20 protein-coding genes and 4 pseudogenes are annotated in these 25,936 nt (G+C 66.9%); 11 read left to right on the top strand and 13 right to left on the bottom strand.

The annotated features are described in order from the left end of the window. Positions 1–145 precede the first annotated feature (145 nt). Together IEY36_RS29030 and IEY36_RS29025 are read left to right on the top strand one after the other, a co-directional pair. Positions 146–909, top strand: a pseudogene (locus tag IEY36_RS29030) (IS5 family transposase). Positions 910–985: 76 nt separating this feature from the next. Then, complete coding sequence (locus IEY36_RS29025; protein WP_188973588.1) at positions 986–1,318, top strand: hypothetical protein; 333 nt, start codon at positions 986–988, stop codon at positions 1,316–1,318. Between the two features lie 95 nt (positions 1,319–1,413). Here the strand turns inward: IEY36_RS29025 and IEY36_RS29020 are convergent, their stop codons facing one another. The 4 genes from IEY36_RS29020 to IEY36_RS29005 form a co-directional block, all read right to left on the bottom strand. Next, a complete protein-coding gene (locus tag IEY36_RS29020; RefSeq protein ID WP_188973586.1) occupies positions 1,414–3,135 on the bottom strand; it encodes an ABC transporter permease subunit in 1,722 nt (573 codons plus the stop codon). Positions 3,136–3,145: 10 nt separating this feature from the next. Further along, complete coding sequence (locus tag IEY36_RS29015; protein WP_188973585.1) at positions 3,146–4,192, bottom strand: extracellular solute-binding protein; 1,047 nt, start codon at positions 4,190–4,192, stop codon at positions 3,146–3,148. A gap of 80 nt (positions 4,193–4,272) precedes the next feature. Further along, a complete protein-coding gene (locus IEY36_RS29010; protein WP_188973583.1) occupies positions 4,273–5,346 on the bottom strand; it encodes an ABC transporter ATP-binding protein in 1,074 nt (357 codons plus the stop codon). Next, entirely contained in the window at positions 5,346–6,500 is a 1,155-nt protein-coding gene (locus IEY36_RS29005) for a M24 family metallopeptidase (protein WP_188973581.1), read from the bottom strand. The genes IEY36_RS29010 and IEY36_RS29005 overlap by 1 nt, the downstream gene beginning before the upstream one ends. Before the next feature lie 84 nt (positions 6,501–6,584). Here IEY36_RS29005 and IEY36_RS29000 point away from each other — a divergent pair, with 84 nt between their 5' ends. Beyond that, on the top strand, positions 6,585–7,559 hold the full coding sequence (locus IEY36_RS29000; protein WP_229681677.1) for a LysR substrate-binding domain-containing protein: 975 nt from the start codon (positions 6,585–6,587) through the stop codon (positions 7,557–7,559). A gap of 114 nt (positions 7,560–7,673) precedes the next feature. Here the strand turns inward: IEY36_RS29000 and IEY36_RS28995 are convergent, their stop codons facing one another. Then, positions 7,674–8,063 (bottom strand): IS1595 family transposase, encoded by a 390-nt coding sequence (locus tag IEY36_RS28995; RefSeq protein WP_268238229.1) that lies wholly within the window; start codon positions 8,061–8,063, stop codon positions 7,674–7,676. A 159-nt stretch (positions 8,064–8,222) separates the two neighbouring features. Here IEY36_RS28995 and IEY36_RS28990 point away from each other — a divergent pair, with 159 nt between their 5' ends. Further along, the gene (locus IEY36_RS28990) at positions 8,223–8,855 is read left to right on the top strand and encodes a patatin-like phospholipase domain-containing protein (RefSeq protein WP_188973577.1); all 633 of its coding nucleotides are present in this window, start codon (positions 8,223–8,225) and stop codon (positions 8,853–8,855) included. Between the two features lie 206 nt (positions 8,856–9,061). Here the strand turns inward: IEY36_RS28990 and IEY36_RS31495 are convergent, their stop codons facing one another. The 3 genes from IEY36_RS31495 to IEY36_RS28980 are packed head-to-tail and all read right to left on the bottom strand — an operon-like array spanning position 9,062 to position 12,321. Beyond that, a complete protein-coding gene (locus tag IEY36_RS31495; protein ID WP_373290364.1) occupies positions 9,062–9,235 on the bottom strand; it encodes a hypothetical protein in 174 nt (57 codons plus the stop codon). Continuing rightward, positions 9,193–9,432 (bottom strand): hypothetical protein, encoded by a 240-nt coding sequence (locus tag IEY36_RS31490; protein ID WP_373290363.1) that lies wholly within the window; start codon positions 9,430–9,432, stop codon positions 9,193–9,195. The genes IEY36_RS31495 and IEY36_RS31490 overlap by 43 nt, the downstream gene beginning before the upstream one ends. Positions 9,433–9,450: 18 nt before the next feature. After that, positions 9,451–12,321 (bottom strand): cation-translocating P-type ATPase, encoded by a 2,871-nt coding sequence (locus tag IEY36_RS28980; RefSeq protein WP_229681676.1) that lies wholly within the window; start codon positions 12,319–12,321, stop codon positions 9,451–9,453. Positions 12,322–12,900: 579 nt separating this feature from the next. Here IEY36_RS28980 and IEY36_RS31485 point away from each other — a divergent pair. Continuing rightward, positions 12,901–13,161: pseudogene (locus tag IEY36_RS31485) on the top strand (ABC transporter substrate-binding protein); the annotation flags it as partial. Positions 13,162–13,353: 192 nt separating this feature from the next. Here IEY36_RS31485 and IEY36_RS28970 read toward each other — a convergent pair. Next, positions 13,354–14,436, bottom strand: coding sequence for a Bug family tripartite tricarboxylate transporter substrate binding protein (locus IEY36_RS28970; RefSeq protein ID WP_188973575.1), 1,083 nt, complete (start codon positions 14,434–14,436; stop codon positions 13,354–13,356). Between IEY36_RS28970 and IEY36_RS28965 the strand changes: the two genes are divergently transcribed. Further along, positions 14,436–15,251 (top strand): GntR family transcriptional regulator, encoded by an 816-nt coding sequence (locus tag IEY36_RS28965; RefSeq protein ID WP_188973572.1) that lies wholly within the window; start codon positions 14,436–14,438, stop codon positions 15,249–15,251. The genes IEY36_RS28970 and IEY36_RS28965 overlap by 1 nt on opposite strands. A 73-nt stretch (positions 15,252–15,324) precedes the next feature. On the opposite strand, the gene IEY36_RS28960 is transcribed toward IEY36_RS28965, so the two are convergent. Beyond that, complete coding sequence (locus tag IEY36_RS28960) at positions 15,325–16,743, bottom strand: MmgE/PrpD family protein (RefSeq protein ID WP_188973570.1); 1,419 nt, start codon at positions 16,741–16,743, stop codon at positions 15,325–15,327. 105 nt (positions 16,744–16,848) lie between these two features. Between IEY36_RS28960 and IEY36_RS28955 the strand changes: the two genes are divergently transcribed. The 4 genes and pseudogenes from IEY36_RS28955 to IEY36_RS28940 form a co-directional block, all read left to right on the top strand. Beyond that, the gene (locus tag IEY36_RS28955; protein ID WP_188973568.1) at positions 16,849–17,640 is read left to right on the top strand and encodes an enoyl-CoA hydratase/isomerase family protein; all 792 of its coding nucleotides are present in this window, start codon (positions 16,849–16,851) and stop codon (positions 17,638–17,640) included. A gap of 4 nt (positions 17,641–17,644) precedes the next feature. Continuing rightward, on the top strand, positions 17,645–19,735 hold the full coding sequence (locus IEY36_RS28950; protein ID WP_188973567.1) for an acetate--CoA ligase family protein: 2,091 nt from the start codon (positions 17,645–17,647) through the stop codon (positions 19,733–19,735). A gap of 18 nt (positions 19,736–19,753) precedes the next feature. Continuing rightward, on the top strand, positions 19,754–20,920 hold the full coding sequence (locus IEY36_RS28945; RefSeq protein WP_188973564.1) for an acyl-CoA dehydrogenase family protein: 1,167 nt from the start codon (positions 19,754–19,756) through the stop codon (positions 20,918–20,920). A 413-nt stretch (positions 20,921–21,333) separates the two neighbouring features. Then, positions 21,334–21,858, top strand: a pseudogene (locus tag IEY36_RS28940) (IS630 family transposase); the annotation flags it as partial. A gap of 201 nt (positions 21,859–22,059) precedes the next feature. Here the strand turns inward: IEY36_RS28940 and arsJ are convergent. From arsJ to IEY36_RS28925, 3 genes are read right to left on the bottom strand one after another with little or no spacing between them, the layout of a single operon-like run. Further along, the gene (gene arsJ, locus IEY36_RS28935; RefSeq protein ID WP_188973561.1) at positions 22,060–23,307 is read right to left on the bottom strand and encodes an organoarsenical effux MFS transporter ArsJ; all 1,248 of its coding nucleotides are present in this window, start codon (positions 23,305–23,307) and stop codon (positions 22,060–22,062) included. Between the two features lie 4 nt (positions 23,308–23,311). Then, complete coding sequence (locus IEY36_RS28930; RefSeq protein ID WP_188973559.1) at positions 23,312–24,355, bottom strand: ArsJ-associated glyceraldehyde-3-phosphate dehydrogenase; 1,044 nt, start codon at positions 24,353–24,355, stop codon at positions 23,312–23,314. Next, a complete protein-coding gene (locus IEY36_RS28925; RefSeq protein ID WP_188973557.1) occupies positions 24,352–25,209 on the bottom strand; it encodes a metalloregulator ArsR/SmtB family transcription factor in 858 nt (285 codons plus the stop codon). Before IEY36_RS28925 ends, IEY36_RS28930 begins: the two co-directional genes overlap by 4 nt. Before the next feature lie 384 nt (positions 25,210–25,593). On the opposite strand from IEY36_RS28925, the pseudogene IEY36_RS30935 reads away from it, so the two are divergent. Beyond that, a pseudogene (locus tag IEY36_RS30935) lies at positions 25,594–25,936 on the top strand (IS3 family transposase); the annotation flags it as partial.

Below are 25,936 nucleotides of genomic sequence, written 5' to 3'. Positions count from 1 at the left end.
GGCGTCGGTGGATGCCGGTGATCATCGCAACGCGCTCAATGGGCTTCGACATAGGCGTGCGCCTAGGTTTCAACCTAGGCCCTTCCAGCTATGCCGCCTGTCCGGGCGAATTGGGGGCCGCTCCAGGTGTGGTGTAGGTGCCGCCATGCCCACGCTGCCGTTCCTGCTGACGACTGCCCAGATGCGGCGGCTGTCGCCGCACGTTCCACACTCCCACGGCATCGCGCGCGTGGATGACCGCCGCGTGCTCAGCGGCATCATCTACGTGATCCGCCACGGTCTCCAGTGGCGGGACGCGCCTGTCGCTTACGGTCCCCACAAGACGCTCTACAACCGCTTCGTCCGATGGAGCCGCTTGGGCGTGTTCGACCGCATCTTCGCCGCGCTGGCCGCCGAGAGCGGCCCGCCTGAACGCCTGATGATCGACAGCACACACCTCAAGGCGCACCGCACCGCGGCCAGCCTGCTCAAAAAGGGGCTTTTGCCCGTTGCATCGGCCGAACCAGGGGCGGCCTGAACTCCAAGCTTCACGCCGCCTGCGACGGCTAGGGGCGTCCCGTCGTGCTACTGCTCACCGAAGGCCAGGCCAGTGATCACCGGGGTGCTGCCTTGATGCTGCACAAGCTCCCACCAGCCAGCGAACTCATCGGCGACCGCGGCTACGACAGCGGCCGCTTCCGCGCAGAACTGGCGGCTCGGGGCATCGCCCCGTGCATCCCGTTAACCCGCCGTCGGAAGGTGCCCATCCCGCACGACACCGTGCCGTATCGCCAGCGCCACCGCATCGAAATCATGTTCCGCAGGCTCAAGGATTGGCGCCGCATCGCCATATGCTACGACCGCTGCGCCCGCACCTTCTCCAGCGCCATCACCATCGCCGCTTCCGTCATCTTTTCGCTCGGTCAATGAGCCCTGAGCCTAGTCATGATCCCGCGCGGCGCCGTCGCACAGAGGTCGGCATGGTTGAGGCTCTCAGGGGCCTTCAATGCCTCTTCGTTCCACCTTGATGCCATTCCCGGCCGTGCTGCGGCTGGTCGGTGCTGCCCGGTTTGGCTTGGTTCCGCTTGAACAGCCCGCCGCAGGTCATGAGGGGCATGAACACGACGCCGCGCCCGAATCGATTGCCGCTGCGCAGCCGCAGGCCGAGGCTCACAGCGATCTATTCGAGGTTGTCGCCGTCTTGCAGCCGGGCGGCGCGCTCACCGTTACGCTCGACTGCTACGCCCATAACAGGCCCCTCAACGGTTCTGTCACCCTCACTCTCGATGGGCAGAACGTGGCTGGGGACCACCTCACGGTGAGGCCTCGTCCCCACTGATGCGCTGCTGCGTGGCCAAGGGCTTGCGTCCAACGGCGCAGGTCTTCCTCCCCACGCGTCATTACCCTTGGCGAGGCGCTGCAGATTGGACAACCTCAGCTCGACGTCCGCTGCCTACGTAGCTGCCCGACCCATCCGGACAGCCCACGCGCACCGAGCACCACAAGCAGCACCGCCAGTTGCAGAGCCCCGACCACGGCGGTCTTCGGGCTGATCTCCAGCCTGATGTCCTCCCACATGCGGATCGCGAGGGTCGTGCCGCGTGGGGAACTCAGGAACAGACCGATAATCAGGTCGTCGAACCCACTGAGGAAGGCGAAGAGGAAGGCCGTCGCGAAGGACGCCGCGAGAAGCGGCAGCGTCACGGTACGGAATACGGTCAGCGGTGCGGCGCCAAGGCTTGTCGCGGCCCGCTCCATGTCCCGGTCGAACCGCCCGAGCGCCGCGACAAGCACGATGACGACATAGGGCAGCCCCGTCACGACATAGGCGATCCAGAAGCTGACTGGATGACCGTTCAAGCCCAAGGCGACGAAGGTGAAGAACAGGCCGAGGCCGATGACGATGTGTGGCAGGATCATTGGCGATACGGCCAGCAGCCAGAGCAGCCGTCGCCCGGCGAAGCAGCCTCGCGCCAGAGCGAAGGCGAAGGGCGTGCCGATCGCCAGTGTCGTCACGGCTGCCGCCGTCGAGACCCACAGGCTGAACCAGCCAGCTTGCAGCCAGTTGGTATCGCGGAAGAAGGCGACGAACCAGCGCCAGGAATAGCTTGGCGGTGGGAATGTCAGATATGGCGCGCTGCTGAAGGCGATCAAGACGACCACGACCATCGGCGCCAGCAGGAAGGTCAGCACCAGCATGCCGTGTATCCAGAGCAGCGGCCCGGCCAGCGGAGCGAGGCGGTCGCCAGCCCGCTGCACCAGGCGCGCGATGGCCGCTGTGGATGCGACTGCACGGACGCGGCTCGGCCGAGCCGTCGGCTGCTCCTCGCCAAGCGGCACGATCCACCGGCGCAGGAATAGCAGCAGCATCGCGACCATTGCGAACAGCATCCAGGACAGCGCCGCGGCGACGTCGAATTCCGCAAGCGTCGTGACGCGCACTTCGATGGCCTGGGCCAGCATGTAGTCGCCCGGCGCGCCCAGCAGCGCCGGCGTGATGTAGAAGCCCAGTGCCGAGAGGAACACCAGCGCCGCGCCGGCGGCGAGGCCGGGCATCGACAACGGGAGGAAGACGGTCGCAAAGACGGAAGCCGGCCCGCCGCCGAGGCTCGCACCTGCCCGCAGCAGCGTCGGATCGATGCGGCGCATCGCGGCGTAGAGCGGCAACACCATCATCGGCAGCAGGACCTGCACCATGCCGACATAGCTGCCGAAGCTGTTGAAGACGAGGCGCAGCGGATCCTCGATGAGCCCGAGCGCCATCAGCGCCCGATTTACCAGACCGCCGCCGCCGAGAATGGCGACCCAGGCATAGGAACGGATCAGGATGGAGGTGAGGTAGGGCATCGCCACCAGGGCCATGACCAACCCCGCCCAGCTCCGCGCCCGCGTCGCAACGAGATAGGCGAAGGGATAGCCGATGGCGGTGCAGAACAGCGTGACAATGCCCGCCGTGGTCAGCGTCCGCAGGAAGATGTCGAGGAAGACCGGCTGGGCGAGGATCTCGGCATAGGCGGCCAGGCTGGTTTGTCCCGCCCGCCGCAGGCTGGTCCAGGCCACCATGCCGAGCGGCCCGAGATAGCCCAGCGCGAGCAGCAGCAGGACGGGCAGCAGCATTGCCGCCCGTCCATGGTCCGTCCGGGTGGCGACGGTCACGCGCGCTACCTCAGCGTCGGCTGGCGACCCAGCGTTCCCATTCCGAGATGGCACGGCGCAGTCCGGTCTGCCCTGTCGAATCCACCGCGTTCCAGAAGGTATAGTTCTGCACGATCTGGAGGTCCTTCACGGCGGGCGCGGTGGGCAGCAGCGCGGCGCGATCGGCGGGGATGTGGTTGAAGGCCAGCGAGTTGGTCGGCCCGTAGGTGATGATTTCGGAGAAGCGCGCCTGCGGCTCGGGCCGGCTCATGAAGGCGATGTATTTCTGCGCGTTCTCGGCATTAGCGACGCCGCGCGGGATCGCCCAGCCGGCCCATTGCAGGATGCCTTGGTTCCAGTTCTTTCCGATGCGCGCACCCTGGTCGTTGGCGCCATCGATGCGGCCATTCCAGGCGCTGCCGATGGTCGCCTGGCGATCCACCTGGAGCTGCACGGATTCCGCGCCATTGGCCCACCACTTCGTCACCTCCGGACGGATCCGGTCGAGGCTGCGCAGTGCGCGTTCCCAATCGATCGGGTAGAGGTCCTCGGGCTTCACGCCATCGGCGAGCAAGGCGATCTCATAGCTCGCGCCGTCGGCGGCGTTGGCGCCGGCCGCGAGTGTCCGCCGCCCCGGGAAGTCGCGCGCGTTCCACACATCGGCCCAACTCTGCGGCGAGCGGTTCGCATAGCGCTGCGCGTCGAAGGCGATCACCATGGAATAGAGCATCGCCGGCACATAGAGGCGCGCGGCCGGCACGATGTCGTAGCCGGCGCGGTCGCGCTCGTTCCAGAAGCCGTAGTCGATGGGCAACAGCAGGTTGTCCTGCTCGAAGGCGGCCATCGAGCCGCCAGAAATATTCGCGACATCGTGCTTCGGCGCGCCGGCCAGGATCGCCGCGCGCTGCACGCCCGCCGTGACGCCGGCCTGATGAATGACGCGGATGCCGGTCTCGCGTTCGAAGGGCTCAGAATAGGCGATGCGCTGCGCGTCGCCCATGGTGCCGCCGCCAAAATGCACGATGACGCTGCCGGTCCCGCGCAGGCTGTTCTGCGCGAGGCTAGGCCGCGACAACATGGTCGTGGCGCCACCAAGGACCGTAGCGGCGAGGAGACGCCGGCGGTTCAGATGCTTTGACATCGTCGTCCTACCTTTCGTCATTGCGGGCCGGGTGCCGGAAAGATCCGGCCGGTCCTGGGATTGAAGTGAAGGCTGGCGGCCTGCCCGGGCTGCCAGAGGTGATCCGAGACCGCAGCCTCGACCGTGATGCGGTGGTGCGCCGCCTCGACCAGAACGGTTTGCCGTGCCCCGCCAAAAGCGGTCTCAAGCACGCGGCAGGGTTCGCCGCCGGGGACTTCGGGCGGCAGCAGCGCCATGTGCTCCGGTCGGATTGCCAGTACATCGCCGGGACGCGGCGCGGCGCTGTCCTCCGCCAGCACACCGACAAGGTCGCCGTCGCAGCCGCGCAGGCGCAGCGGCGGGCCGGCTTCGATCGGCAGGAAGTTGTTGCGCCCGATGAAGCCGGCGACGAAGGCATCGGCCGGCGCACGATACAGTTCCGCCGGCGTGCCCATCTGGCGCAGGCGGCCCTCATGCAGCAGGGCGACACGATCGGCCATGGACAGCGCCTCCTCCTGGTCATGCGTGACCAGGATGATGGTCGCGCCGAGTTCGCGATGCAGCAGGCGGAGTTCCATCTGCATATGCTCCCGCAACTTCTTGTCGAGCGCACTCATTGGCTCGTCCATCAGCAGTACGGCGGGGCGGAAGATCAGGGCGCGGGCGATGGCGACGCGCTGCTGCTGGCCACCGGAGAGCTGGTCCACACCGCGCGCGCCATAGCCCTCCATCTTCACCAGCGCGAGGGCCTCTTCCACGCGGCGCGCCGTCTCGGCGGCAGCAATACCGCGGCGGCGCAGGGAGTAGGCAAGGTTCTCCGCGACGGTCATATGCGGGAACAAGGCGTAGCGTTGGAACACCACCCCGATGTCGCGCTTGTGCGGCGGCAGCCGATCGATGGCCCGGCCGCCGATGCGGATGGCGCCGGTATCCGCCTGCTCGAAGCCGGCCACCGCCATCAGGATGGTGGTCTTGCCCGATCCGCTCGGGCCGAGCAGCGCCATGAACTCACCGGGCCGCACCGTCAAGGAAACGCGATCAAGCGCCACGACATCACCGAAGCGCTTGCTCAACCCCTGGATCTCGACGGACTGGCCGGCGCCCTGGACCATCACACGACCAACGGCAGATCGTGGTCGAGGGTGGAGAGCCGTTCGGGCGCCCCCTCCGTGACGACGAAGGTCTCGCCGAGGCACATTGCGAGGTTGGTCTCGCTGTCGAGCAGGATCATGTGCATGAACACCACCATGCCGGGCTCCAGCGCCACCGGATTGCCCGCATAGATCATCGGCCATTCCATCCAGGTGGGCGGATAGGAAACACCGAGGCTGTAGCCGCAGGCATTCAGCCGCGCATGCTTGTAGCCGCGGCGGTCGAGCACGCTCGCATGGGCATCGAACAGATCGCCATAGCTGTGGCCGGGGCGCAGACGGTCGCGGCAGGCGGCCAAAGCCTCAATATTCGCCTCATGCATGCGGCGCTGTGTGGGGGTCGCGGCGCCGATCAGCGCCGTGCGCATCAGCGCGACATGGTAGTGGCGATAGGCGGCGGCGAATTCGATGTTCACCTGGTCGGTCGCACCGATCCGCCCCTTACCGGTGAAGTAGCGGCAGAGCAGCGCATTGTCTCCGGCACCGCAGACGAATCGGCCGGCTGCCGGGTCGCCGCCTGAACGGATCACCGTTGCATAGATCTCGGCGAGAATGTCGGACTCCGAATTGCCGGGCCTGCAAGCCGCAAATGCCTGGCGCCAGGCCTCATCCGCGATGCGCCCGGCTTCGCGCACATAGGCAAGTTCAGCGGGCGATTTCACCACGGCGAAGGAGGCGATCAGCGTGGAGGCGTCGATCAGTTCGACGTCGGGTGCGAAGGCTGCCTGCAGCATGCGGCCGCGTTGCGCGTTCAGCGTCACGGAGGCGAACTCCACGCCGATGCGCGCGCCGGGGCGAATCCGCCCGCCCAGTGTCTCTCGCAGCGTGGCGGCCGGATTGGCACCGGCGGCATCAATCCACAGGCGGACATCCTCGATGATCGACGTGATTTTCGCCTGCCGCACATCGGAGGAGCGGGTCAGCAGCAGCATCCCGCCATCTGCGCCCAACCAGAGGCACTGGAACTGGGAATATCCGGCCGTGTCGTAGCCGGTCAGCCAGTACATGCTTTCCTGCCGGAACAGCAGGATTCCGTCCAGACACTCGGCGCGCAGCCGGTCGGTGACGTGCGCGATGCGCGCCAGAAGTTCCGCCGGGTCGAAATGCAACGCCATGCTGCCGATCAGTCCTGGCTCGAAGTTCTGACAGCCAATGTGACCCATTGCGGTCAGTCACATGAATGAATTATGCAACAACAGATGAATTCAACTCATGAGATGGAGCGGCTGCCGGTTGGCGCCTTGCGCTGCTTTGAAGCCTTCGCGCGGCTGGGCGACATCGCGCAGGCCGCGCGCGAGCTGGGCGTGACGCCCTCCGCCGTCAGCCATCAGCTTCGCGGGCTCGAGGAGTTGCTGGGCGTCCGTTTGACCGAACGGCGCGGGCGCCGCCTCGCGCTGACGCAGGAAGGGCGGCGATACTTCGAGGCGGTGAGCCCGGCCTTCATTTTGTTGCAGCGCGCGACGCAGCAGATCCGCCGGAACCGTCTGCCGCGGCGAGTCACGATCAGCGCCCTGCCGCTGGTGGCGAATGGCTGGCTGCTGCCGCGCGTCGGCCGCTTCATGGCGCGCCACCCGGATGTCGAGATTCAAATCCAGTACGCGCGGTATCGCAACTACTCCAGCGATGCGGCCGACTTGTCGCTGCGCTTCGGTGTCGGCGACTGGCCGGGCTACACGAGCGAGAGGCTGTTCTCCGGCGAAGCCTTTCCTGTGGCCAGCCCCGCCTTCATCGCGCGCCACGGTCCGTTCGGCAGCGACCGGAACATCGGGCGCGCGCCGCTGATCCATGACGGCAGCACGGAGCAATGGGCGAGTTGGCTGGACGGCGCTGGCGCACCGCCTTCGGCACCGCTGCGCGGCATTGTCTGCGAGGACGGGCTGCTGACCAGGACCGCCATGCTGACGGGGCTTGGCATCGCGCTGACGCGACCGGTGCTGATCGAGGAGGAGTTGCGCGCCGGCCTGCTCGTCCAGCTATCGGAGCAAGGCGTCACCGACGGGCAGGATTACTACCTGTGCGTCCGGGCGGATCAGGAGCCGTTGCCGATCATCCGACAACTAGCGGCCTGGCTGCGCGCGACGGGGGATGGCGACGCCGCCCCGCCGGGTGCCGCGTCCCGCAGGCATCCGGCCTCGGCACGCAGGACTGGCACGACTGGGCAGCGTCCTGCTTGACGGCCGCCCGGCGGCTTCTGCTCCTTCAGGTTGCCCGGATGTTCCGGATGCGGACGACTTCCCACCACTTCGCATTTTCGCGCTTGGCATAGATCGTGAAAGGTCTGTTCCAGATTAGAACCAGAAGGGGATACGCCGAAGGGATCGGAGCATGGTTCGGTGGAGATCGCCATGCCTGTTGTTGAAGCGGAATTCGTACTCCTTGAGGAAGGCTGGAAAGCTGGCGTTGGGGATGCCGTTGAACGTGGCCAGGCGGCGTTCTGAGAAGCTCCAGAAGCTCTCGATGCCGTTGATGTGGACGCCGTCTTCGGCGAACTGATCGTCGTTGTGTCGGATGGGGTGGTGCTTGGCGAAGCCTGCCTCGACGAGGCCGTCATAGGCGCGCCAGCCGTCGGAATAGATACTGGCGGAGACGTCGATCCTGTCTCCAATGATGCCTTGAAGCGCTTCTTTTGAACAGTTTCTGACGATCTGGGTATGCACGCGGCAGCCGCGTTCGAGGATGCCGAATACGGATGTCTAGCGACCGGCGACGCGGATCGCGACACAGGGCATGCCGAAATTCTTCTCCCCGCATAAGTTGCCGGCCGAGTGGATACCCGCCGACTGGCTGGCAAACTTGACGAGTTACTTCGACACTGCGCCGAAAAAAGGGCGCTGGTGATGAAAGATGTCGACTTCGCCGCGTTGAAGGACAGCCCGGTTCGGTTGTTGATCAGCGCGGTCAACGTGACCACCGCACGACTGGAAACGTTCGACAGCCACGTGGACGATCTGACGCCGGATCATCTGGTGGCCGGCGGTGGCCTGCCACCGGGCCTTCCTTGGACGGTGATTGGCGGCAAGGCCTATTGCGGCGGCAACATCAGCAACTCGCCGCTCGATCTCGCCATCGACCGCAGCGGTCGTGACGGCAAGCGAGTGTTCATTGTCGATCAATTCTCGGGTGAAAGGGCTCTGCCCGGCAACATGATGGAGGTCATGATGCCGCGCGACGAGATCGTCCAGTCTGAACCGGTGCGCAGCCATCTTCACCTGCGCGAGCGGACCGAGGCATATCGCAGGCTGGCAAGCCATATCCTGTCGCAGCTTGATCCCGCCAAGGGCCCTGGTCACACAGCTCCCCGTCCAGGTCCAGCTGATAGGCGATGGCGCCGCGAGTACCATCACGCGGTTCGCACGCCCGCCGAAAGCGCGCGAGCACACCACCCGCGGCTAAGATTTTTCCGAAATTGCGATCGGGGCCAACATCGCCGGAGGCTACGTGATCGTCAAAGCCGCCTCTGCGGCGGCTAATGCTGGGGCACCCTGTCAGGTTCGAAGTACGGCAGCGACGCGAGATTTGCGAGATACGCCAGCACGAACGTTGTCCCTTCGCGGCCCGAGACGATCTGCCGGCTCCGGGACACCGACAGGCAGGCGAGTGCAACCGCCGCGGTCAGCGGCAGGTCGAAGCGGACGATGTCTCGACTTACTTACACCCCGCCTGGGCGCCATGCATGTCAGGCGAGAATGATCAGGATGTTGTGGCTGCTGCCGATCAGGTTGCCGATGGCCACATCATGATCGTTCCGCAGCGTCGCGACCGCCGTCGTGGCCAGTTCCAGCACCGAGGTGCCGATGGCAACGATGATCAGACCGATGAACGCATGCGACGCCCTGTAGGCATGGGCGATACTGCCGGCGCCAATGCGCCCCGGCGCTCGGCGGCCGCGGCGACGCCGATCGCCAATTCTGGAACGCTGGTGCCTATCGGTACCACAGTCAGGCCAACGACCGTCGGCCGGACACTCAGGATGGAGGCCATGCGTGTAGCACCGCTCAGCACGAGTTCGGCCCCGGTCACAACGACGATGAGGCGAGCGAGGAACATGATGCCGGGGTGCGGCATTCAGGCCCGAACCGTGCGCAGCACCAGCTTGCGCACCTCCCCGAACCATAAGACGGAGCTCGCCATCGCGACACAGACCAGCCACTGGTCAGGCGTGAGCGCCACGGTACCGAAAGCCACATTGAGCACGCCGACATGCACCACTGCGACCTGGAGTAGCGCCGAAACCGCGATCGTCAGCCACAGCCAGCGGTTGGCGAACAGGCGGTGGAACGCGCTGGCGGCCTCCGAGCGGGCATTGAAGCAGTTGAACAGCTGCGCGAAGACCAGCACCGTGAACCCGGCGGTGCGGGCATTGTCGAGTGTTCGGTCGCCATCGAAGAACCCCCCGGGCAGGTAAAGGTCGATCGTCAGCAACGCCGCCAGCGCCATGGCAAACCCGGTCGCGATCACGCTCCGCCACATGCTGGCATCGATGGCGCGTTCGCTGGGCTTGCGTGGGGGGCGCGTCATCACGTCATCGGTCTCCGGATCGATGCCCATGGCCAGCGCCGGGCCCGAATCGGTAATCAGGTTGATCCAGAGTATCTGCGTGGCCAGCAGTGGGAGCACCAGCCCCCCGCCGTCTCCGGCCCCCGTGAGCCCGAGCGCGCCGGCGCCGACCACGCCGAGGAAGATGGTTAGCACCTCGCCCATGTTCGACGACAGCAGGTAGCGCAGGAACTTGCGGATGTTGTCGAAGATACAGCGCCCCTCGCGCACTGCCTCGACGATGGTGGCAAAATTGTCGTCGGCGAGGATCATCTTCGCCGCCTCCTTCGACACCTCAGTCCCGGTCACGCCCATCGCAACGCCGATGTCGGCGGATTTCAGCGCCGGTGCGTCATTGACGCCATCTCCGGTCATGGCGACGACATTGCCGTCGGCCTGAAGCGCGTCGACGATGTGCAGTTTGTGCGCCGGCGCCACGCGCGCATAGACCGAGGCTGAGCGGACGGCTGCCGCAAAGCCGGCGTCATCCAGCGCATCGAGCTCGACCCCGGTGATCGCCCGCGTGCCCGGCTCGACGATGCCAAGGTCGGCCGCGATGCGCGCCGCCGTGCGCGGATGGTCGCCGGTGATCATCATCACGCGGATGCCGGCCTGGCGCGCTTCGCGGATGGCAATGGCGGCCTCTGGGCGCGGCGGGTCGATGATGCCCGCCGTCCCGACGAAGATGAGTTCCTGCTCCAATGCCTCGCCGGTCAGTGGGTCCTCGTCCTCGCCCAGCGGTCGGTAGGCCACGGCAAGCGTGCGCAGCGCCGCGTCGGACAACTGCTCGACATCTGCGAGCGCCCGCGCCCGCCGGCTCTCGTCGAAGGGCAGGATGTCCGACCCGACGCGCAGCCGTGTGCAGCGCGAGATCAGCACATCCGGCGCTCCTTTCGTGATGACGACAAGTGCGTCGCCCTGTTCATGGTCGCGCTCGATCGTCGACATGAGCTTACGTTCGGAGCTGAACGGGATTTCACCGACGCGCTCGAAGCGGCGCTTGCGGCGCGCCTCGCCGCAGAGCTTGCGCTCCGCCACGAGGAAGGCCGCTTCGGTCGGGTCGCCCTGGATCTCCCACAGGCCATCTTCCGTCTGGCGTAGATCGGCATTGCTGGCGAGGCTGCCACCGCTGAGCAGGACGAGATGCTCGGTGTGCAACGGCCCGTCTGTCAGCGGCGTACCCTCATGCTCCACCCGTCCGTGCGGCGCATAGCCGACGCCCGTGACATGGCTGCTTCCGGAAGCTGTCATCACCCGCTCGATCGTCATCTCGGAGCGCGTCAACGTCCCGGTCTTGTCGGAGCAGATCACCGAGGCCGAGCCCAGCGTCTCTACCGATGACAGCTTTTTGACCACGGCGTTGTGCGACGCCATGCGCTGGACGCCAAGCGCCAGCACCATCGACAGGATCGCCGGCAGGCCTTCGGGCACGGCCGCCACGGCGAGGGAGACGCCGAGCAGCAGCACCGCGATGAAATCGGAGGTGGTACGCATATCGGAAAGCAACAGGATGGTTCCGACGACCACCAGAGCGATGATCACCACCGCGATGCCCAGCATGCGGCCGATATAGGCCACCTCCTTCTGCAAGGGGGTCGGTTCCTCCTGTGTGGCGTCCAGCATGCCAGCGATGGCGCCCATCTCGGTGTTCATGCCCGTCGCGGTGATCACGGCGTATCCGGTGCCCTGCGCCACCGACGTGCCCTTGAAGACCATGCAGAGCCGGTCACCCAATGGCGCCGCTGCCGGGAGTGCCGCCGGCCCCTTCAGGACGGCTTCGCTTTCGCCAGTGAGCGAAGATTCCTGCACACGCAGCGACGCCGCGCGCAGCAGCCGCGCATCAGCGCCGACAGCGTCGCCCTCAGCCAGCACCAGCAGGTCGCCCGGCACCAGATCCTCACTGGGGATGCGCTGCAGCCTGCCATCGCGCAGGACCGATGAGGTGACCGCAGTCATCTGCGCCAGCGCGGCGACGGCGCTCTCGGCCTTTGCTTCCTGCACATAGCCGATCAGCGCATTGAACAGGACCACCAGTGCGATGACGACCACGTCTACCGGCCAGCTGCTCCGGCCCTCGATTGCCCAGGCAACCAGGGCGATGACGATGGCGGCGAGCAGCAGATAGATCAGGGGATCCTGGAATTGCGCCAGCATCCTTCGCCACTTCGGAATCGGCGGTGCGGCGCTCAATGCGTTCGGGCCGTGCTCCGCAAGCCTGCGCGCCGCTTCCGCTGCGCTCAGCCCGGCCTCGGCGTCGGTGCCCAGGGCGCGGACCACGGCGCGCCCGTCGTGCATGGACGGGTCGCTCAATGATGACGCGGAAAGTTGCGCGGCGGAATCGGCGACAGGCAGGTCGGGCTCGGCGTCTTCGTCGATCTCATCGGTCGGGCCATTTGTCACAGTGCTTTCCTTGTGCCCAATGGGTCCGCGCCGGGGCGCATATCCCGATGGCTGCTTCCACGATAGTGCCCGTCACCATGTCGTTGGCAAAAGAGCATCAGCTCGCTCATTCAAGCGCGCATTGCGAACCGCTCAGGGCCAGGCAGCGCAGGGCGCTTTCGACCATGGCCGATAGTCCGATCTTCCTCAGCCGCCCGCGCCGCGGAGCCGGAAGGCTGCATGAGTCGCGGGGGAACATTCTAACGCCATAAGGGTGACTTATGGCCGATTAGCGAATTGCTCTTGGACCTGAGCCGGCGACATTCGAGATAATACGGCTTGGCCTTGCATTCGATGCCGGAGGCTGCAGCAGATGGGATGTCGTATCGATGCGGACCTCGTCGGAACCGGCTGAAATGTCTAGTCCCGGCGTCAGCATCGGTCCCGGTCCCAGCAGGGGAAAGCCACCGCCGCGGCCAGTTCTGAATCGTCTCAAGGAGACGCAGGCGACCCGTCGCGCGTCCGGTTTCGCTGCTGCCATTCTGGTCATGGCCCTATCGACAGGGGCCTCCCCCGACAATCTGCGCATCGGCATGACCAATGCGCCGACACTTGATCCGCATTTCCTGTGGGGCGGGACAAAGTATCCTACAACATGCACCCGTACAGCGGCTGCTGCGGGTGGATGAAGACGGAAAGTTGCAGCCCGACTTGGCCTCTGGTTGGACGTCACAGGGCGGCAGCGCCTGGCGCTTCACGCTGCGCCCCGGCGTCACTTTCCCTGACGGATCACCCTTCACCGCGGATGAGGCGGACTTCACCATCCGTCGCGTTCTGAATATCCCGAACAACCCGTCCCCCTACAGCCGCGTCAGCGCCGTCGCGTTACGCTGTCCCGGCACGGGGTCGAGCACGGCGGAGCCGACCATCATCGGCGCCACGGTCAGGCGCCATCAGCCGAATCGGCGTTGCGGAGGAGTGCCGCGCCGAATTCGCCGGGCTGGCGGAAGGGGGGCAGCCCGGCGTGGCAGTCTTCCGGCGTCGCCGGCGCCATCAGTTGACGGTGATGCGGGCCTCGGTCGCGACCTGGCGCCAGCGCAGCACGTCGGTGCGCAGGGCATCGCGGAATTCCGGCAGGCCCAGCGGTGCGGGGCGGGCGCCTTCGGCCTCCAGAAACCGCAGGTAGGAGGGCGCCTGCACCGCCTTGGCGATCTCGGCGTTCAGCCGATGCTGCACCGGGGCGGGTACGCCGCGCGGGGCAAGGATGCCCCACCAGACCGTGACCTCGAAATCGAGGCCGGTGGTTTCGCGGATGGTGGGCACATCCGGCATCTCGGGAACACGCCCGGCGGTACTGACGGCGATGACCGGCACAGTGCCGGCCTCCACCAGGCCGCGTACCGAGGCGAGGGTCGTCATCAGGAAGTCGATGCGGCCCGAGACGAGGTCGGCCTGAGCCGGAGCGATGCCGGAATAGGGAATCGCCTCCATCTGCAAGCGGCTCGCGAGGTTGAACGCCTCCATCGCGAAATGGCCGACGCCGCCGAGGCCGGCCATGCCGTAGAGGAGCGCGCCGGGATGTGCACGGGCATGGGCCACCAGTTGATCCATGCTCCGGAACGGGCTGTTCGGCTTGGTGACAACCACCATGGGCGCGGTACAGAGCCGTTGGATGGCATCGAAACTGTCCAGCGCGTCGAAGGAGGTGCGGCGGATGGTCGAACTGGTCGCAAATGAGCTCGAGGCCAGAAGAAGCGTATGGCCATCAGGTGGGGCGGCCGCGACGAAGGCCGCCCCGATCGATCCGGCCGCGCCGGGTCGGTTCTCCACCACCACGGGCCGGCCGAGCGCGACCTGCAGGGCCTCGGCCACGGGCCGGGCGAAGTTGTCGTTGCTGCCGCCAGGCGTAAAGGGGACGACGAGGCGGAGGCTCTGGTTCGGCCAGCCGGGCGTCTGGCTGGCGAAGGCGGGGGCGGCGAGGCCGAAGCCGGCAGTCGCGACGAGCAAGCCACGGCGGGTTGGTTGGGCGGGCACGGCGTTTCCTCCTTCGGCCCCGGGCAGGAAGGATGCTATCGAAGCGGGGCGATCTGATATTCTTGTACGGACATGATTATGACTTTCGGATGTGCGAATCAATGACCCGTGCGCGACGTGGGCCGGCAGCCCGCCTCCCCCTTGCGCCCGCGGCCGCGACGGATGCCGCGCAGCTATTGGCCGGAAGCCAGCCGCTCTATGCGACGGTGGCGACCGAACTTGCGGCGACGATCCTGGATGGGCGGCGGCCGGTGGGCACATTGCTGCCGACCGAGCAGGAACTCTGCCAGAGCTTCGGCGTCAGCCGCTCCACGGTACGCCAGGCTTTGCGCCGGCTGGGGGAACTCGGGCTGGTGGCGGGCGCGCAGGGCGTCGGCACGCGGGTGATCGCCGACCAGCCGCGCGGGCAATACGTGCTCGCGATACAGTCCGTGACGGATGTGATGGGCTATGCCGCGCGGGCGAAGCTCGACATCCGCGCGCGGGCGCATGTGACAGCCGACACGGCGCTGGCGGAGCGGCTGGGCTGCGAGCCGGGGTCGCGCTGGGTCCATGTGTCGGGGCTGCGACTGCCGGCCGAGGGGTGGGGCGCGGTGATCTCGATCTGCGATCTCTACATCGCGGAGGAATTCGCGGATCTGGCGGAATCCGAGGATCTGGTGGCAACGCCGGCCTACCGGCTGATCGCGCGGCGGCGGGGGATCGCGGTGGAAGCGGTGGAGCAGGATATTGGGGCGATCACGTTGAATGCGGCGCAGGCCCAGGCGCTGGGTGTGGCGGCGGGCTCGCCAGGGCTGCATATCCGCCGGCAGTTCTTCGCGGCAGCGGGGAAGCTGATCGAGGCAACGACCAACGTGCACGCGGCCGCGGATCATTTCGTCTACACGCTGAGGCTGGGGGCGCCCGGGGAAGGCTGAGGCACCCCGGCCCGCCCTTCCGCGCGCCAAAGCCCGCCACCGCCCGCTGCCAGCGGCCGGTGGCGATGAAGCGTCACGCCGCCAAAAGCTCCGCCAGCGGCGCGATGTCGTCCAGCTCGTCCACCCGCCACAGCAGCGCCAGCGCTTCCTCGGCCCGCGCCTGGCCCAGCCGCGGCGCGGCGAGGCCGAGGAACTTCTCGGCCACAGCCCCATCCGTCAGCGGCTTCGAAGCGGAGCCATAGGGTTCCATCACGGTCCGGCGCAGCACGGAGCCGTCGGCGCGTGTCACCGCGACCTTGGCGCCGCGCTTGCGCGGGTAGATTTCCTCGCATTCCGCATCGACATCGGTGGCGATGCGCCCCGCCAGGCCGATGATCGCGGTGTCGGCGCGCTCGGCCTCGCCGAAATCGGCGAGGGTGACGCGGCCGCGATGCAGCGCGGTGGCGACAACGAAGGGGATGCTCATCTGCGCGGTGGTCATCTCGGACCAGCCGACGCCACCATGCGCGGCAGCGACGCGGTAGCTGCCGATCTCGACCGACTTCACCTGATCCGCCGTCAGTCCATCCGCCGCGGCCATGTCGAGTACCGCATCCACCATGGCGTGGATGTGTCGGCAGGAGGCGTATGGCTTCATGTAGCAATTCGCCACCGCGAAGCGCGACTTCGGATGGTTGTCGCCCGCGGCGAGCAGGTCGATCGCGCTGTAGTCCACCGCGCCGGTGTCGCCGCCGGCATAGGCGTTGAAGTAGCCGTCCTTGAATTCGAGCGCGCCGCGCGGAGCAAGCAGGCCGGATTCGGTCAGCAGCGCGGCGAGTAGGCCTTCGCGCGCCGCGTGGCCTGGATGGGTGCGCTTCACGTCGCCACCGGCGAGGAAGGTGAACAGCCCCGCGGCGTAGGATGCGGCGGTACCGATCATGTTCTCGACCTGGTCGGCATCGTGGCCGAGCAGCACCGAGGCGGCCGAACCGGCGGCGAAGACGCCCGCAGTGCCGGTATTGTGGAAGCCGCGCCAGCGCGCGCGCGGATGGCTGGCGGCGGAGATGCGGCACGCGGCCTCGTAGCCAGCGACGATGGCCGTGAGGAAACGCTTGCCGTCGCTATGCCGCTGCGCGCCAAGTGCGAGCGCGGCCGGCACCACGACACCGCCCGGATGCACCGACCCGGCGCGGTAGCCGTCGTCGAGTTCCAGCCCATGCCCCGCCGTGCCGCCGACATAGGTGGCCGAAAGCGCATCGTAGCGCTGCTTGACCCCGGCCATGGGGACGGTGCCGACGCCAATGCCCGCAGCGGCGAAGGCCTTTTCAACCGACTGCGTGGCGTCCTGCGTGGCGCCGGCAATCATCGCGCCCAGCGTGTCGATGGTGTGCCGCCGCGCCGCGTGGCGGGCGAAATCATCCACTTGGTCGAGCGTCAGCGCCGCGACGAATTCTGCGAGGGTGCGGGTCGGACCCTTGGTCGTGAGGCGGGTATCCGGCACGGGCATATCCATCGGGGCGCTTCCTTGCTGTCATGGCGGCACAGTCGGCCGTGTTGTCATCTTGTAAGAACAAGATTATGACCACGCCGCCCGGAGCGCAAGCAGGAGGAAATGGCCATGGCCGATGCGAATGCCGACGACACCCTTCTCGAGGCGCAGGACGGGTTCGTCGTCACGCTCTCGATCAACCGGCCACCCGCCAATCACATCAATCGCGAACTGATCGTCCGCATTGCCGAGCGGCTCGAAGCGCTGGACGGGGATGCAGGCTGCCGCGCCATCGTGCTGACCGGGGCCGGCAAGCATTTCTGCGCCGGGGCGGATTTCTCCAAGGGCGATTCCGGTGGGCTGGCCTCGCCCGAGGGCAAGCCAGGGCGCATCCTTTACGTCGAAGCTGCGCGGCTGTTCCGCACGGGCAAGCCGATCATCGCGGCCGTGCACGGGGCGGCAGTGGGCGCCGGGCTCGGCCTCGCGGTCGTGGCGGACTTCCGCATCACCTGTGCCGAGGCGCGGTATTCGGCGAACTTCGCGCGGCTCGGCTTCCATGCTGGCTTCGGGCTGTCCTACACGCTGCCGCGGCTGATCGGGGAACAGAAGGCCGCGCTGCTGTTCTATACTGGCCGGCGCATCGATGGGACGGAGGCGGAGCGCATCGGCCTGGCCGACATGCTGGTGCCGCAGGCAGAGGTGTTGCCGGCGGCGCAGGCGCTGGCGAAGGAGATCGCGGTCTCCTCGCCCATGGCGGTACAGAGCATGCGCGCGTCCATGCGCCGCGACATGGCGGTGGCATTCGAGCAGGCGACGGAACGCGAGTTCCACCAGCAGAGCTGGCAGCGCCAGATGGAGGATTTCGCCGAAGGTCGCGCCGCGATGAACGAGCGCCGCGAACCGAACTTCAAGGGGCGATGAGCCGATGAACGCCATCACCGAACGCGCGATGCTTGCCGATGCGATCTTTCGCCCGCGCGCCATCGCGCTGATCGGCGCGACTGCCGACCAGACGAAGAACAATGCGCGCGCGCAGCGCGTGCTGAAGAAGAACGGCTATGGCGGCCGCATTCTGCCGATCAACCCCAAGGCGGCGGAGATCATGGGCGATGCCGCCTATCCCGATATCCGCGCGGCGCCGGGGCCGATCGACCATGCCTTCATCATGGTGCCCGCCGCTGCGGTGCCGGATGCGATCGCCGGCTGTGTTGAGAAGAGGGTCAAGGTCGCCACCCTCTACAGTGCCGGCTTCGCGGAACTCGGGGCGGAGGGCCGCGCCGCGCAGGATCGTATCGTCGCGATGGCGCGCAAGGGCGGATTGCGGCTGATCGGGCCGAATTGCCTCGGGCTGGTGAACGTCACCGACGGCGTGCCGATCACGAACAACGCGGCCGTCGAGGCCGAGGCGCTGAAACCCGGCTGGCTGTCCGTGGTGTCGCAGAGCGGGTCGATGATGGGTGCGCTGCTATCGCGGGCGATGGCGCGGAGCTTCACCTTCGCGAAGCTGGCCTCGGTCGGCAACGAAAGCGACATTGGCGCCGGCGAGATGGCCGAGCTGATGGTCGAGGACGAGGCCACGCGGTGCGTGCTGATGTTCCTTGAGACACTGCGCGATGCGCCGAAGCTCGCAGCGGCGGCGCGGCGCGCGCATGCGCTGGGCAAACCGATCATTGTCTACAAGCTCGGCCGGTCGGATGTGGGGCGGCAGATCGCGGTGTCGCATACGGGGGCGATGGTGGGCGCGGACGAGCTCGCCGCCACCTTCTTCCGCGAGAACGGCATCCTGCGGGTCGAGACGCTGGAAGGGCTGGTGGAGCTGCCGCGCCTGGTGCTCGGGCGCACCCCACCCAAGGGCAATCGCGTCGCCGTGCTGACCGGCACGGGCGGCGGTGCGGCGATGGTGGTGGATGGCGTCGGCCTGCGCGGCGATGCGGTTGCCGGCCCGACGCCGGAGATGCGCGTGCGGCTCGCCGAGCAGGGCATCCATATCAGCGACTCTCCGCTGATCGACCTGCCGATGGGCGGCGGGAAGGGGCAGTATACGACAGTGCTGAAGGAACTCGTGGCCTCGGACCATTGCGACGCGGTGGTGGCGGTGCTGGGGTCCACCGCGCGGCTGCGGCCGACGCAGGTGAATGAGAATGTGCTGGACGTCTATGACGGGTCGAAGCCGGTGGCTGTCTTTGCCGCGCCGCAGGCCGATGAGGCGATCCGCATCTGCGACGAGGCCGGTATCGCCGCCTTCCGCACGCCGGAGACCTGCGCCGACGCGCTGCACGCCTTCCTGAACTGGCGCGCACCGAAGCCCGTGGAGTCCGTGCCGGACGCGGCGTGGCGTGGTGCGGCGGAAAGGCTGTACGCGGTCGGCGCGCCGTGGCTCGACGAGGCACAAGCCTGCGAGGTGTTCTCCGCCCTCGGCATCGAGGGGCCGGGCAGCCGGATCGTGGCGGCGCCGGATGACGCGGCGGGGTTCACCGGTCCGGTCGCTGTGAAGCTGCTGTCTCCCGACATCCTGCACAAGACCGATGCCGGGCTGGTGCGGCTGAACGTGACGGGCGACGACGCAATCCGCGCGACTGTCGCGGAGCTGCTTGCGATCGCGCGCGACAAGTTCCCCAATGCCGTGGTGAAAGGCGTGCTGGTTGCGCCGATGCATCGCGGGCTGGCGGAGGTCATCCTCGGCTATCGGCGCGATCCGGAAGTGGGGCCGGTGGTGATGCTCGGCATGGGTGGCGTGCTCGCGGAGCTGAAGCGCAGCTACTGCGTGCGGCTCGCGCCCGTGACCGAGCAGACCGCGATGGAGATGATCGCGTCGCTGCCTGAACTCATGCTGATCCAGGGCTTCCGCAACCTGCCGCGCGGCGATGTCGCGGCACTGGCGCGCGCGATCCGCTCGGTCTCGCTGCTGGCGTGCCTCGACGGCGCGCCGGTACAGGAAGCCGAGATCAATCCACTCATCATCCGCGCCGAAGGGCAGGGGGCCGTCGCTGTCGATGGCCTCATCGCCCTCGGCTGACCGCAGGACACAACCGTCATGACGATCATCACCGAAGAGGCCCGCATGCTGCAGGACCTCGTCGCCAAGTTCGTGGAGCGCGAACTGATCCCGCTGGAGCCCGCGGTGCTGGCGCGCGAGGCTTCGGGCCAGAAATGGGCGATGACCGAGGAGGAAGAGGGCCCGGTCCTCGCCAAGTGCAAGGAGCTCGGTCTCTGGGGCCTCGACGTGCCGGAATCGATGGGCGGAGCCAATCTCGACACGGTGACGCGCATGTTGGTGGAGGAGGAGGTCTCCCGCACCATCACGCCCTTCGAATTCCCGCCCGACAGCCCGAACCTTCACATGATGATGGCGGTGGCGAACGACTACCAGCGCGAGCGCTATCTGCAGCCCTATGCGGATGGCACGGCGAAGTCGGGCATCGCGATCTCCGAGCCCGGTGCCGGCGGCGATCCGGCGGGCATGCTGACCCGCGCGCGCAAGGATGGCAGCGACTGGGTCATCAACGGCCGCAAGATCTGGGTCAGCCGCGTGCCGGCCGCCGACTTCATCATCGTCATGGCCCGCACCGGCGAGGGCAAGCGCGCCGAGGGCATGACCGCCTTCATCGTCGAGAAGGACACGCCCGGCTTCATCATCGAGCGCGAGATCAAGATGATCGGCGGGCGGCTGACCTATGAACTGGTCTTCGACGATTGCCGCGTGCCGGAATCCCAGGTGCTCGGCCAGCTCGGCCAGGGCTATGCGCCGATGCAGCTGCGCCTGAACGTGCGGCGGCTTCAGATGGGCGCGCGCTGCGTGGGCATGTGCCGCCGTGCCATCGAGATGATGACCGAACAGGCCAAGCAGCGCGTGACCTTCGGCGTGAAGCTGTCCGAACGCCAGGCGATCCAGTGGTGGATCGCCGATGCCGCGATCAAGATCCACGCGACGCGGCTGATGGTGCTCTCGGCAGCCGAGAAGATGGACCGCAATGAGGACGTCAAGGACGAGGCATCGATGATCAAGGTTTTCGCCACCGAGATGGCGCGCGATGTGCTCGACCAGGCGATGCAGACCTTCGGCGCGATGGGCATGACGAAAGAAATGCCGCTGCATCTGTTTGCCCAGCAGGCCCGGCTGATGCGGATCTACGAAGGGCCGACCGAGGTGCATCGCATGGCGATCGCAAAGCGCGTGTTGCGGCGCGGGTCGGCCTTCTGAGGCTTCCCTCCCCACACTCCAGCGGCCGCGCGCTTCTCATTGAGGGCGCGTCCTGGCAATGGACCCGCAGCCGGTCCAACGGGAACGAGACTGCGGAATAAGGAACAAGTGCCCCTTTGCCACCCTTCGCATCACCGTCGGATGTCGCGCGTTAGCTCAAGCCGTGCATTTCATCAATGCGGGCAGCCGCCGCCGACTGGACAAGAGCCGGAATCGCCTGAACCACACTTCCCGGCTTTCCTCACTGATACCAACGCCCGCGGTCAGTGACTCACGAGAGGGATTCCGCGACGCGGAGTTGATGTGATTCAAGGTGGTGATCCTCGGAGGCTCACCATGGCGCGTGCCATTGCCCTGCATTCCGACCCGCCACGCTGGCAGGCATCGCGTGCGAGCAGGGCCTCGGTCTCGACGCGATAGAGATCTGGTTCGCCGACGAGGCCAGGGTGGGCCAGAAAAACAGCATCACCCGGCGCTGGGCCCGGCGCGGGACCAGGCCCTGCGCGCCGCAGGACCAGCGTTACGCATCGACCGACATCTTCGGCGCCGTCTGTCTCGGCGTCGGCAAGGGCGCGGCCTTGATCCTGCCCTTCTGCAACACCGCAGCGTTGAACCTCCATCTGGCCGAGATCGGCGAGATGGTTAGCCCCGACAAGCATGCCATGCTGCTGCTCGATCAGGCCGGATGGCACCTCTCGGGCGACGTCGCCGCGCCGGACAACATCACCCTGCTGCCGCTGCCGCTGCCGCCGAAATGTCCGGAACTGAACGTGATGGAGAACGTCTGGCAGTTCATGCGCGACAACTGGCTCTCCAACCGGGTATTCCAGGACCACGACGACATCGTCGAACACTGCTGCCATCACTGGAACCGCCTCGTCGACCAACCCTGGCGCATCATGCCCATCGGCTTGCGCGATTGGGCGCATGGGTCCTGATCAGTGGGAGTTGGTATGAACGAGTTCATCGTCCCTGACGACAAGCAGGCCGGGAGCAACATCCGGAAGAGCGCCGACGCGCCGGAGAGTGTGCGGCAACTGACCTTCGAGTCGCAGGAACACCGCCAAGCCTGAGGCCAGATGGGAAGGAAGCCGGCCGTACGCCGACTTCCCTCTACGGCAGCGCGTGCGGCTGCGGCATCAGGCGGCCGCGCTGGCCTCTCGTTGCAATGGCAGGCGCAGCGTGATGGCCCAGCATAGCGCGAGCATCGCGGCCGCACCCGCCAGGCAGGCGACCAGCCCGCCCCAGCCGTACAGCAGACCCGACAGCAGCGTCCCGGCGAAGCGCCCAGCGGCGTTGGCGGCATAGTAAAAGCCGACATCCTCTGCCGCCTTCTCGCTGCCCGCATAGGCCAGCACCAGGTAGGAGTGCACCGAGGAATTCACGGCGAACAGCACGCCAAAGATGCAGAGTCCGACGGGGACGAAAAGGTCCGGCCGCGCTACGCCGCCGAGCATCATCGCCGCCAGCGCCACCGGCACCGCCGTCAGCGCCAGAGACCAGGCGCGCGCTGCCGGGACCTCACTGCTCAGCCCATCGATGCTGCGTCGGATCACCGCAGGCGCGCTCGCCTGGATGATGCCGTAGCCGATGGTCCAGAGGGCGAGGAAACCGCCGACCATGGTGAAGCTCCAACCGCTGGCATAAAGGAAGACTGGCAGTCCGACGACGAACCACACGTCGCGCGCGCCGAACAGGAAGACCCGGGCGCCGGCAAGGAGATTGACGCCGGCGGACTTCGCAAAAAGTTCGCGCGCCGAGCGCGACGCCTTCGCACGTCCCATCATTGGCGGCAGGGTGCGCAGGACGCCTGCCAGAACGATCGCCAGCACCGCAGCCATTGCCCAAAGCGCGCCGCGGAAGCCGAGCGCTTCGAGCAGAAGGCCGCCGAGGAAGAAGCCGATGCCTTTCATGGCGTTCTTGCTGCCGGTGAAGAAGGCGACCCACTTGAACAGCCTGCCGGAGGCACCGCCGGCAGTCAGCTTGATCGCGGATTTGCTCGCGGTCTTGGTGAGATCCTTCGCGACGCCGCAGACGCCCTGCGCGACGACCACCCAGGCCACCGAAAGCACCTCGCCCCAACCCGGCAAGATCGCCGAGAGCAACAGGAAGCCCAGAATCTGCGTGGCGAGCCCCACCGCCAGCATGCGCGCGATTCCGAAACGTGTAGCGAGCCAGCCGCCCATCAGGTTGGCGCCGATCCCGGCTGCCTCATACAGTAGGAACAGGAAGGCCAGGGTGAAGGGCGAATAGCCGAGCCGGAAGAAGTGCAGCAGCACCAGCATCCGCAGCGCGCCATCGGTCAGCGTGAAGCCCCAATAGGCGAGCGTGACGATGACATAGTTGCGGGTGCCATGAGGCACGGCGGCGCTAGTGCTGCTGCTCATTCCCTCAGATCCCGATCGCCTGCATGTGGCAGGCGAGATCGACCATGCGGCAGGCATAGCCCATCTCATTGTCGTACCAGGCATAGACCTTCAGCAGCGTGCCGTCGGTGACCATCGTGCTCGGCGCATCGACGATGCTGCTGCGCGTGTCGCGGGCATAGTCGGCCGAGACCAGCGGGCGCTCTTCATAGCCAAGGATGCCGGCAAGCGGCCCCGCAGCGGCGGCGCGGAACAGCGCGTTCACCTCATCGGCGCTCGTCTCGCGCAGCATCTCGAAGACGCAATCGGTCAGCGAGGCGTTCAGCACGGGCGCGCGCACCGCATGTCCGTTCAGCTTGCCCTTCAGTTCCGGGTAGATCAGAGCGATGGCGGTCGCACTCCCTGTCGTCGTCGGTTGCAGCGACAGCATCGCCGAACGCGCGCGGCGGAGGTCCTTGTGCGGCGCATCCACCACGACATTGGTGTTGGTCGGGTCGTGGATGGTGGTAATCTGGCCGTGACGGATGCCGATCGCCTCGTGCACCACCTTCACCACCGGGGCGAGGCAGTTCGTCGTACAGGATGCCGCGGTGACGATCGGGTGCCGCGCCGGATCGTAGAGCGCCTCATTCACGCCCACCACGACGTTCAGCACGCTGTCGAATTTCACTGGCGCGGCCACGATGATGCGCTTCGCGCCGCGGTCGAGATGGCCCTGCAGGACATCCGGCGACAGGTACTTGCCGGTGCATTCCAGCACGACATCCACGCCGAGATCGCCCCAGGGGATCTCGGCCGGCACGGCGTGATCCGAGAAGGTCACGCGGCGATCGCCGATCCGGATGGCACCATTGCCCTCGGCCGTGATCGGCGCGCGCCAGCGCCCCTGCACGCTGTCGAATTCCAGCAGATGCGCGGTTGCCACCGCGCCTCCCTTGATCTCGTTCACATGCACCACGTCGAGCCTGTTGCCCGTGCGCGGATCATCCTCCGGCCGCTCTGCCGCTCCCGCCGCTGCCCGCAGGGCGAGCCTGCCGATGCGGCCCATGCCATTGATGCCGACTCTCATGCCCGGGCCGTGGCGAGCGGCTGCGCCAGTTCATCAAGCCGTGCCTTCAGCGCCATGCGGTCCAGCGTGCCGAAGGGCAGGCTGGTGAAGATGCCGAGGCGGCGATGCAGCGCCGCGTAGAGCTCGTTCAGTAGCGTCGCCCGCTCTGGCGCGCTGCCGGAGAACTTCGCCGGATCCGGCAACGGCCAGGCAGCGGTGACGTGCGTACCCTCGAAATCCGGGCAGGCCTGGAGGTTCAGCGTGTCGCAAAGGGCGATGACGAAATCCATCCGTGGCGCGTCCGGCCCGATGAACTCGTCCCACGACTTCGAGCGCAGCCCGGCGACATCGTGCCCAAGGCTCTTCAGCTGCGTCAGAACCTCCGGCAGGGGACCGGTGTGAAGTGGGTCCGAACCAGCCGAAAAGGCGCGGAAGCGGCCATCCGCCATGCTGTTCAGGATGGCTTCTGCCATGATCGATCGTGCCGAGTTGCGCGTGCAGAGGAACAGGACATTGAAGGTCACCGGCTTCATCCGGGCGGTCTCCCCATGGGTTTCGAATATGCTGTGCAGGCCGCCGCAGCGTGCCGGATCGCCGTCGCAGCAGGCATCGACGAGAAAGCCGAGAAGAGCGCGTAGGCGATCGATCTGTGGGGCGTAGATCAGGCTGCGCCCCTGCCGGGTAGCAGCGATCAGCCCAGCTTGGTCCAGTGCGCGGAGATGGAACGAGAGCGTCGAGGGCGGCACGCCAAGCCCAGCAGCGATGTCACCGGCGGCAAGCCCGTTCGGCCCGGCCGCGAGCAGGACGCGCAGCAGATCGAGGCGCGTCTCCTGTCCCAAGGCGGCAAAGGCAAAGGCGGCGGTTGCGGTCTCCATAATTCGATTTTAATGGAATCATGGAATTGATCCAATGAAGCTTCGATGACGGGCAGTGTAAGCGTGTATGAGCCCTCATAGTCCCCTTTAGCGAACAGGTGGACAAACCCGAAACGAGGTCGCGGCATGTCGTATCATCTCCGTTGGGAAACGTGCCGGCAGCCTTGAGGATGGCCATGAGTTGCCCAACCAGCTCGATCCCGGGGGGATCGTCGGGATCGTCGCCTGGCGTCACGATGACCTGGTCGATCAAAGCCCGTGCCGCCTCCAGGATGAACTGAACCGCTGTGGGATTGTCGGGGCTCCAACGCCTGAGAGGCTGGAGCGATGAGGAGCAAGACGACGAACTAGTTTTCGCCTGAGGTTCGCGACCGGGCGGTGCGGATGGTGCTGGATCATGAGGCGCAGCATCCGTCGCGCTGGGCGACGATCCTGTCGGTCGCGGCCAAGATCGGGTGCACGGGCCAAACGCTGAACGAGTGGGTGAAACAGGCGGAGCGCGACTCGGGCCGCAGGCCTGGGCCGACGACGGAGATGGCGGCACGGATCAAGGCCGATCTGCGAGGTCCTGCCGGTCGCCCCATCGACCTATCGCGCGCAGCCAGCCCGGCGGCGTGATCCGGCGAGGCTGCCGGCCCGGGCCGGGCGCGATGCCGCGCTGATGCCCGAGATCGCGCGGGTGTTCGCGGAAAACTTCCGCGTCTATGGCGTGCGCAAGGTCTGGCGG

The organism is Neoroseomonas lacus, from assembly GCF_014644535.1.
GTDB classification, from domain to species: domain Bacteria; phylum Pseudomonadota; class Alphaproteobacteria; order Acetobacterales; family Acetobacteraceae; genus Neoroseomonas; species Neoroseomonas lacus.
This window is presented reverse-complemented; position numbering and strand designations above follow the sequence as displayed.

Bases quoted from the DNA above. Each gene is read 5' to 3' on its own strand.
- IEY36_RS29025 (WP_188973588.1), top strand. From the start codon at position 986: ATGCCTCTTCGTTCCACCTTGATGCCATTCCCGGCCGTGCTGCGGCTG.
- IEY36_RS29015 (WP_188973585.1), bottom strand. From the start codon at position 4,192: ATGTTGTCGCGGCCTAGCCTCGCGCAGAACAGCCTGCGCGGGACCGGC.
- IEY36_RS29010 (WP_188973583.1), bottom strand. From the start codon at position 5,346: ATGGTCCAGGGCGCCGGCCAGTCCGTCGAGATCCAGGGGTTGAGCAAG.
- IEY36_RS29005 (WP_188973581.1), bottom strand. From the start codon at position 6,500: ATGGCGTTGCATTTCGACCCGGCGGAACTTCTGGCGCGCATCGCGCAC.
- IEY36_RS29000 (WP_229681677.1), top strand. From the start codon at position 6,585: ATGAATTCAACTCATGAGATGGAGCGGCTGCCGGTTGGCGCCTTGCGC.
- IEY36_RS28990 (WP_188973577.1), top strand. From the start codon at position 8,223: ATGAAAGATGTCGACTTCGCCGCGTTGAAGGACAGCCCGGTTCGGTTG.
- IEY36_RS31490 (WP_373290363.1), bottom strand. From the start codon at position 9,432: ATGTTCCTCGCTCGCCTCATCGTCGTTGTGACCGGGGCCGAACTCGTG.
- IEY36_RS28965 (WP_188973572.1), top strand. From the start codon at position 14,436: ATGACCCGTGCGCGACGTGGGCCGGCAGCCCGCCTCCCCCTTGCGCCC.
- IEY36_RS28960 (WP_188973570.1), bottom strand. From the start codon at position 16,743: ATGGATATGCCCGTGCCGGATACCCGCCTCACGACCAAGGGTCCGACC.
- IEY36_RS28955 (WP_188973568.1), top strand. From the start codon at position 16,849: ATGGCCGATGCGAATGCCGACGACACCCTTCTCGAGGCGCAGGACGGG.
- IEY36_RS28950 (WP_188973567.1), top strand. From the start codon at position 17,645: ATGAACGCCATCACCGAACGCGCGATGCTTGCCGATGCGATCTTTCGC.
- IEY36_RS28945 (WP_188973564.1), top strand. From the start codon at position 19,754: ATGACGATCATCACCGAAGAGGCCCGCATGCTGCAGGACCTCGTCGCC.
- arsJ (WP_188973561.1), bottom strand. From the start codon at position 23,307: ATGAGCAGCAGCACTAGCGCCGCCGTGCCTCATGGCACCCGCAACTAT.
- IEY36_RS28930 (WP_188973559.1), bottom strand. From the start codon at position 24,355: ATGAGAGTCGGCATCAATGGCATGGGCCGCATCGGCAGGCTCGCCCTG.
- IEY36_RS28925 (WP_188973557.1), bottom strand. From the start codon at position 25,209: ATGGAGACCGCAACCGCCGCCTTTGCCTTTGCCGCCTTGGGACAGGAG.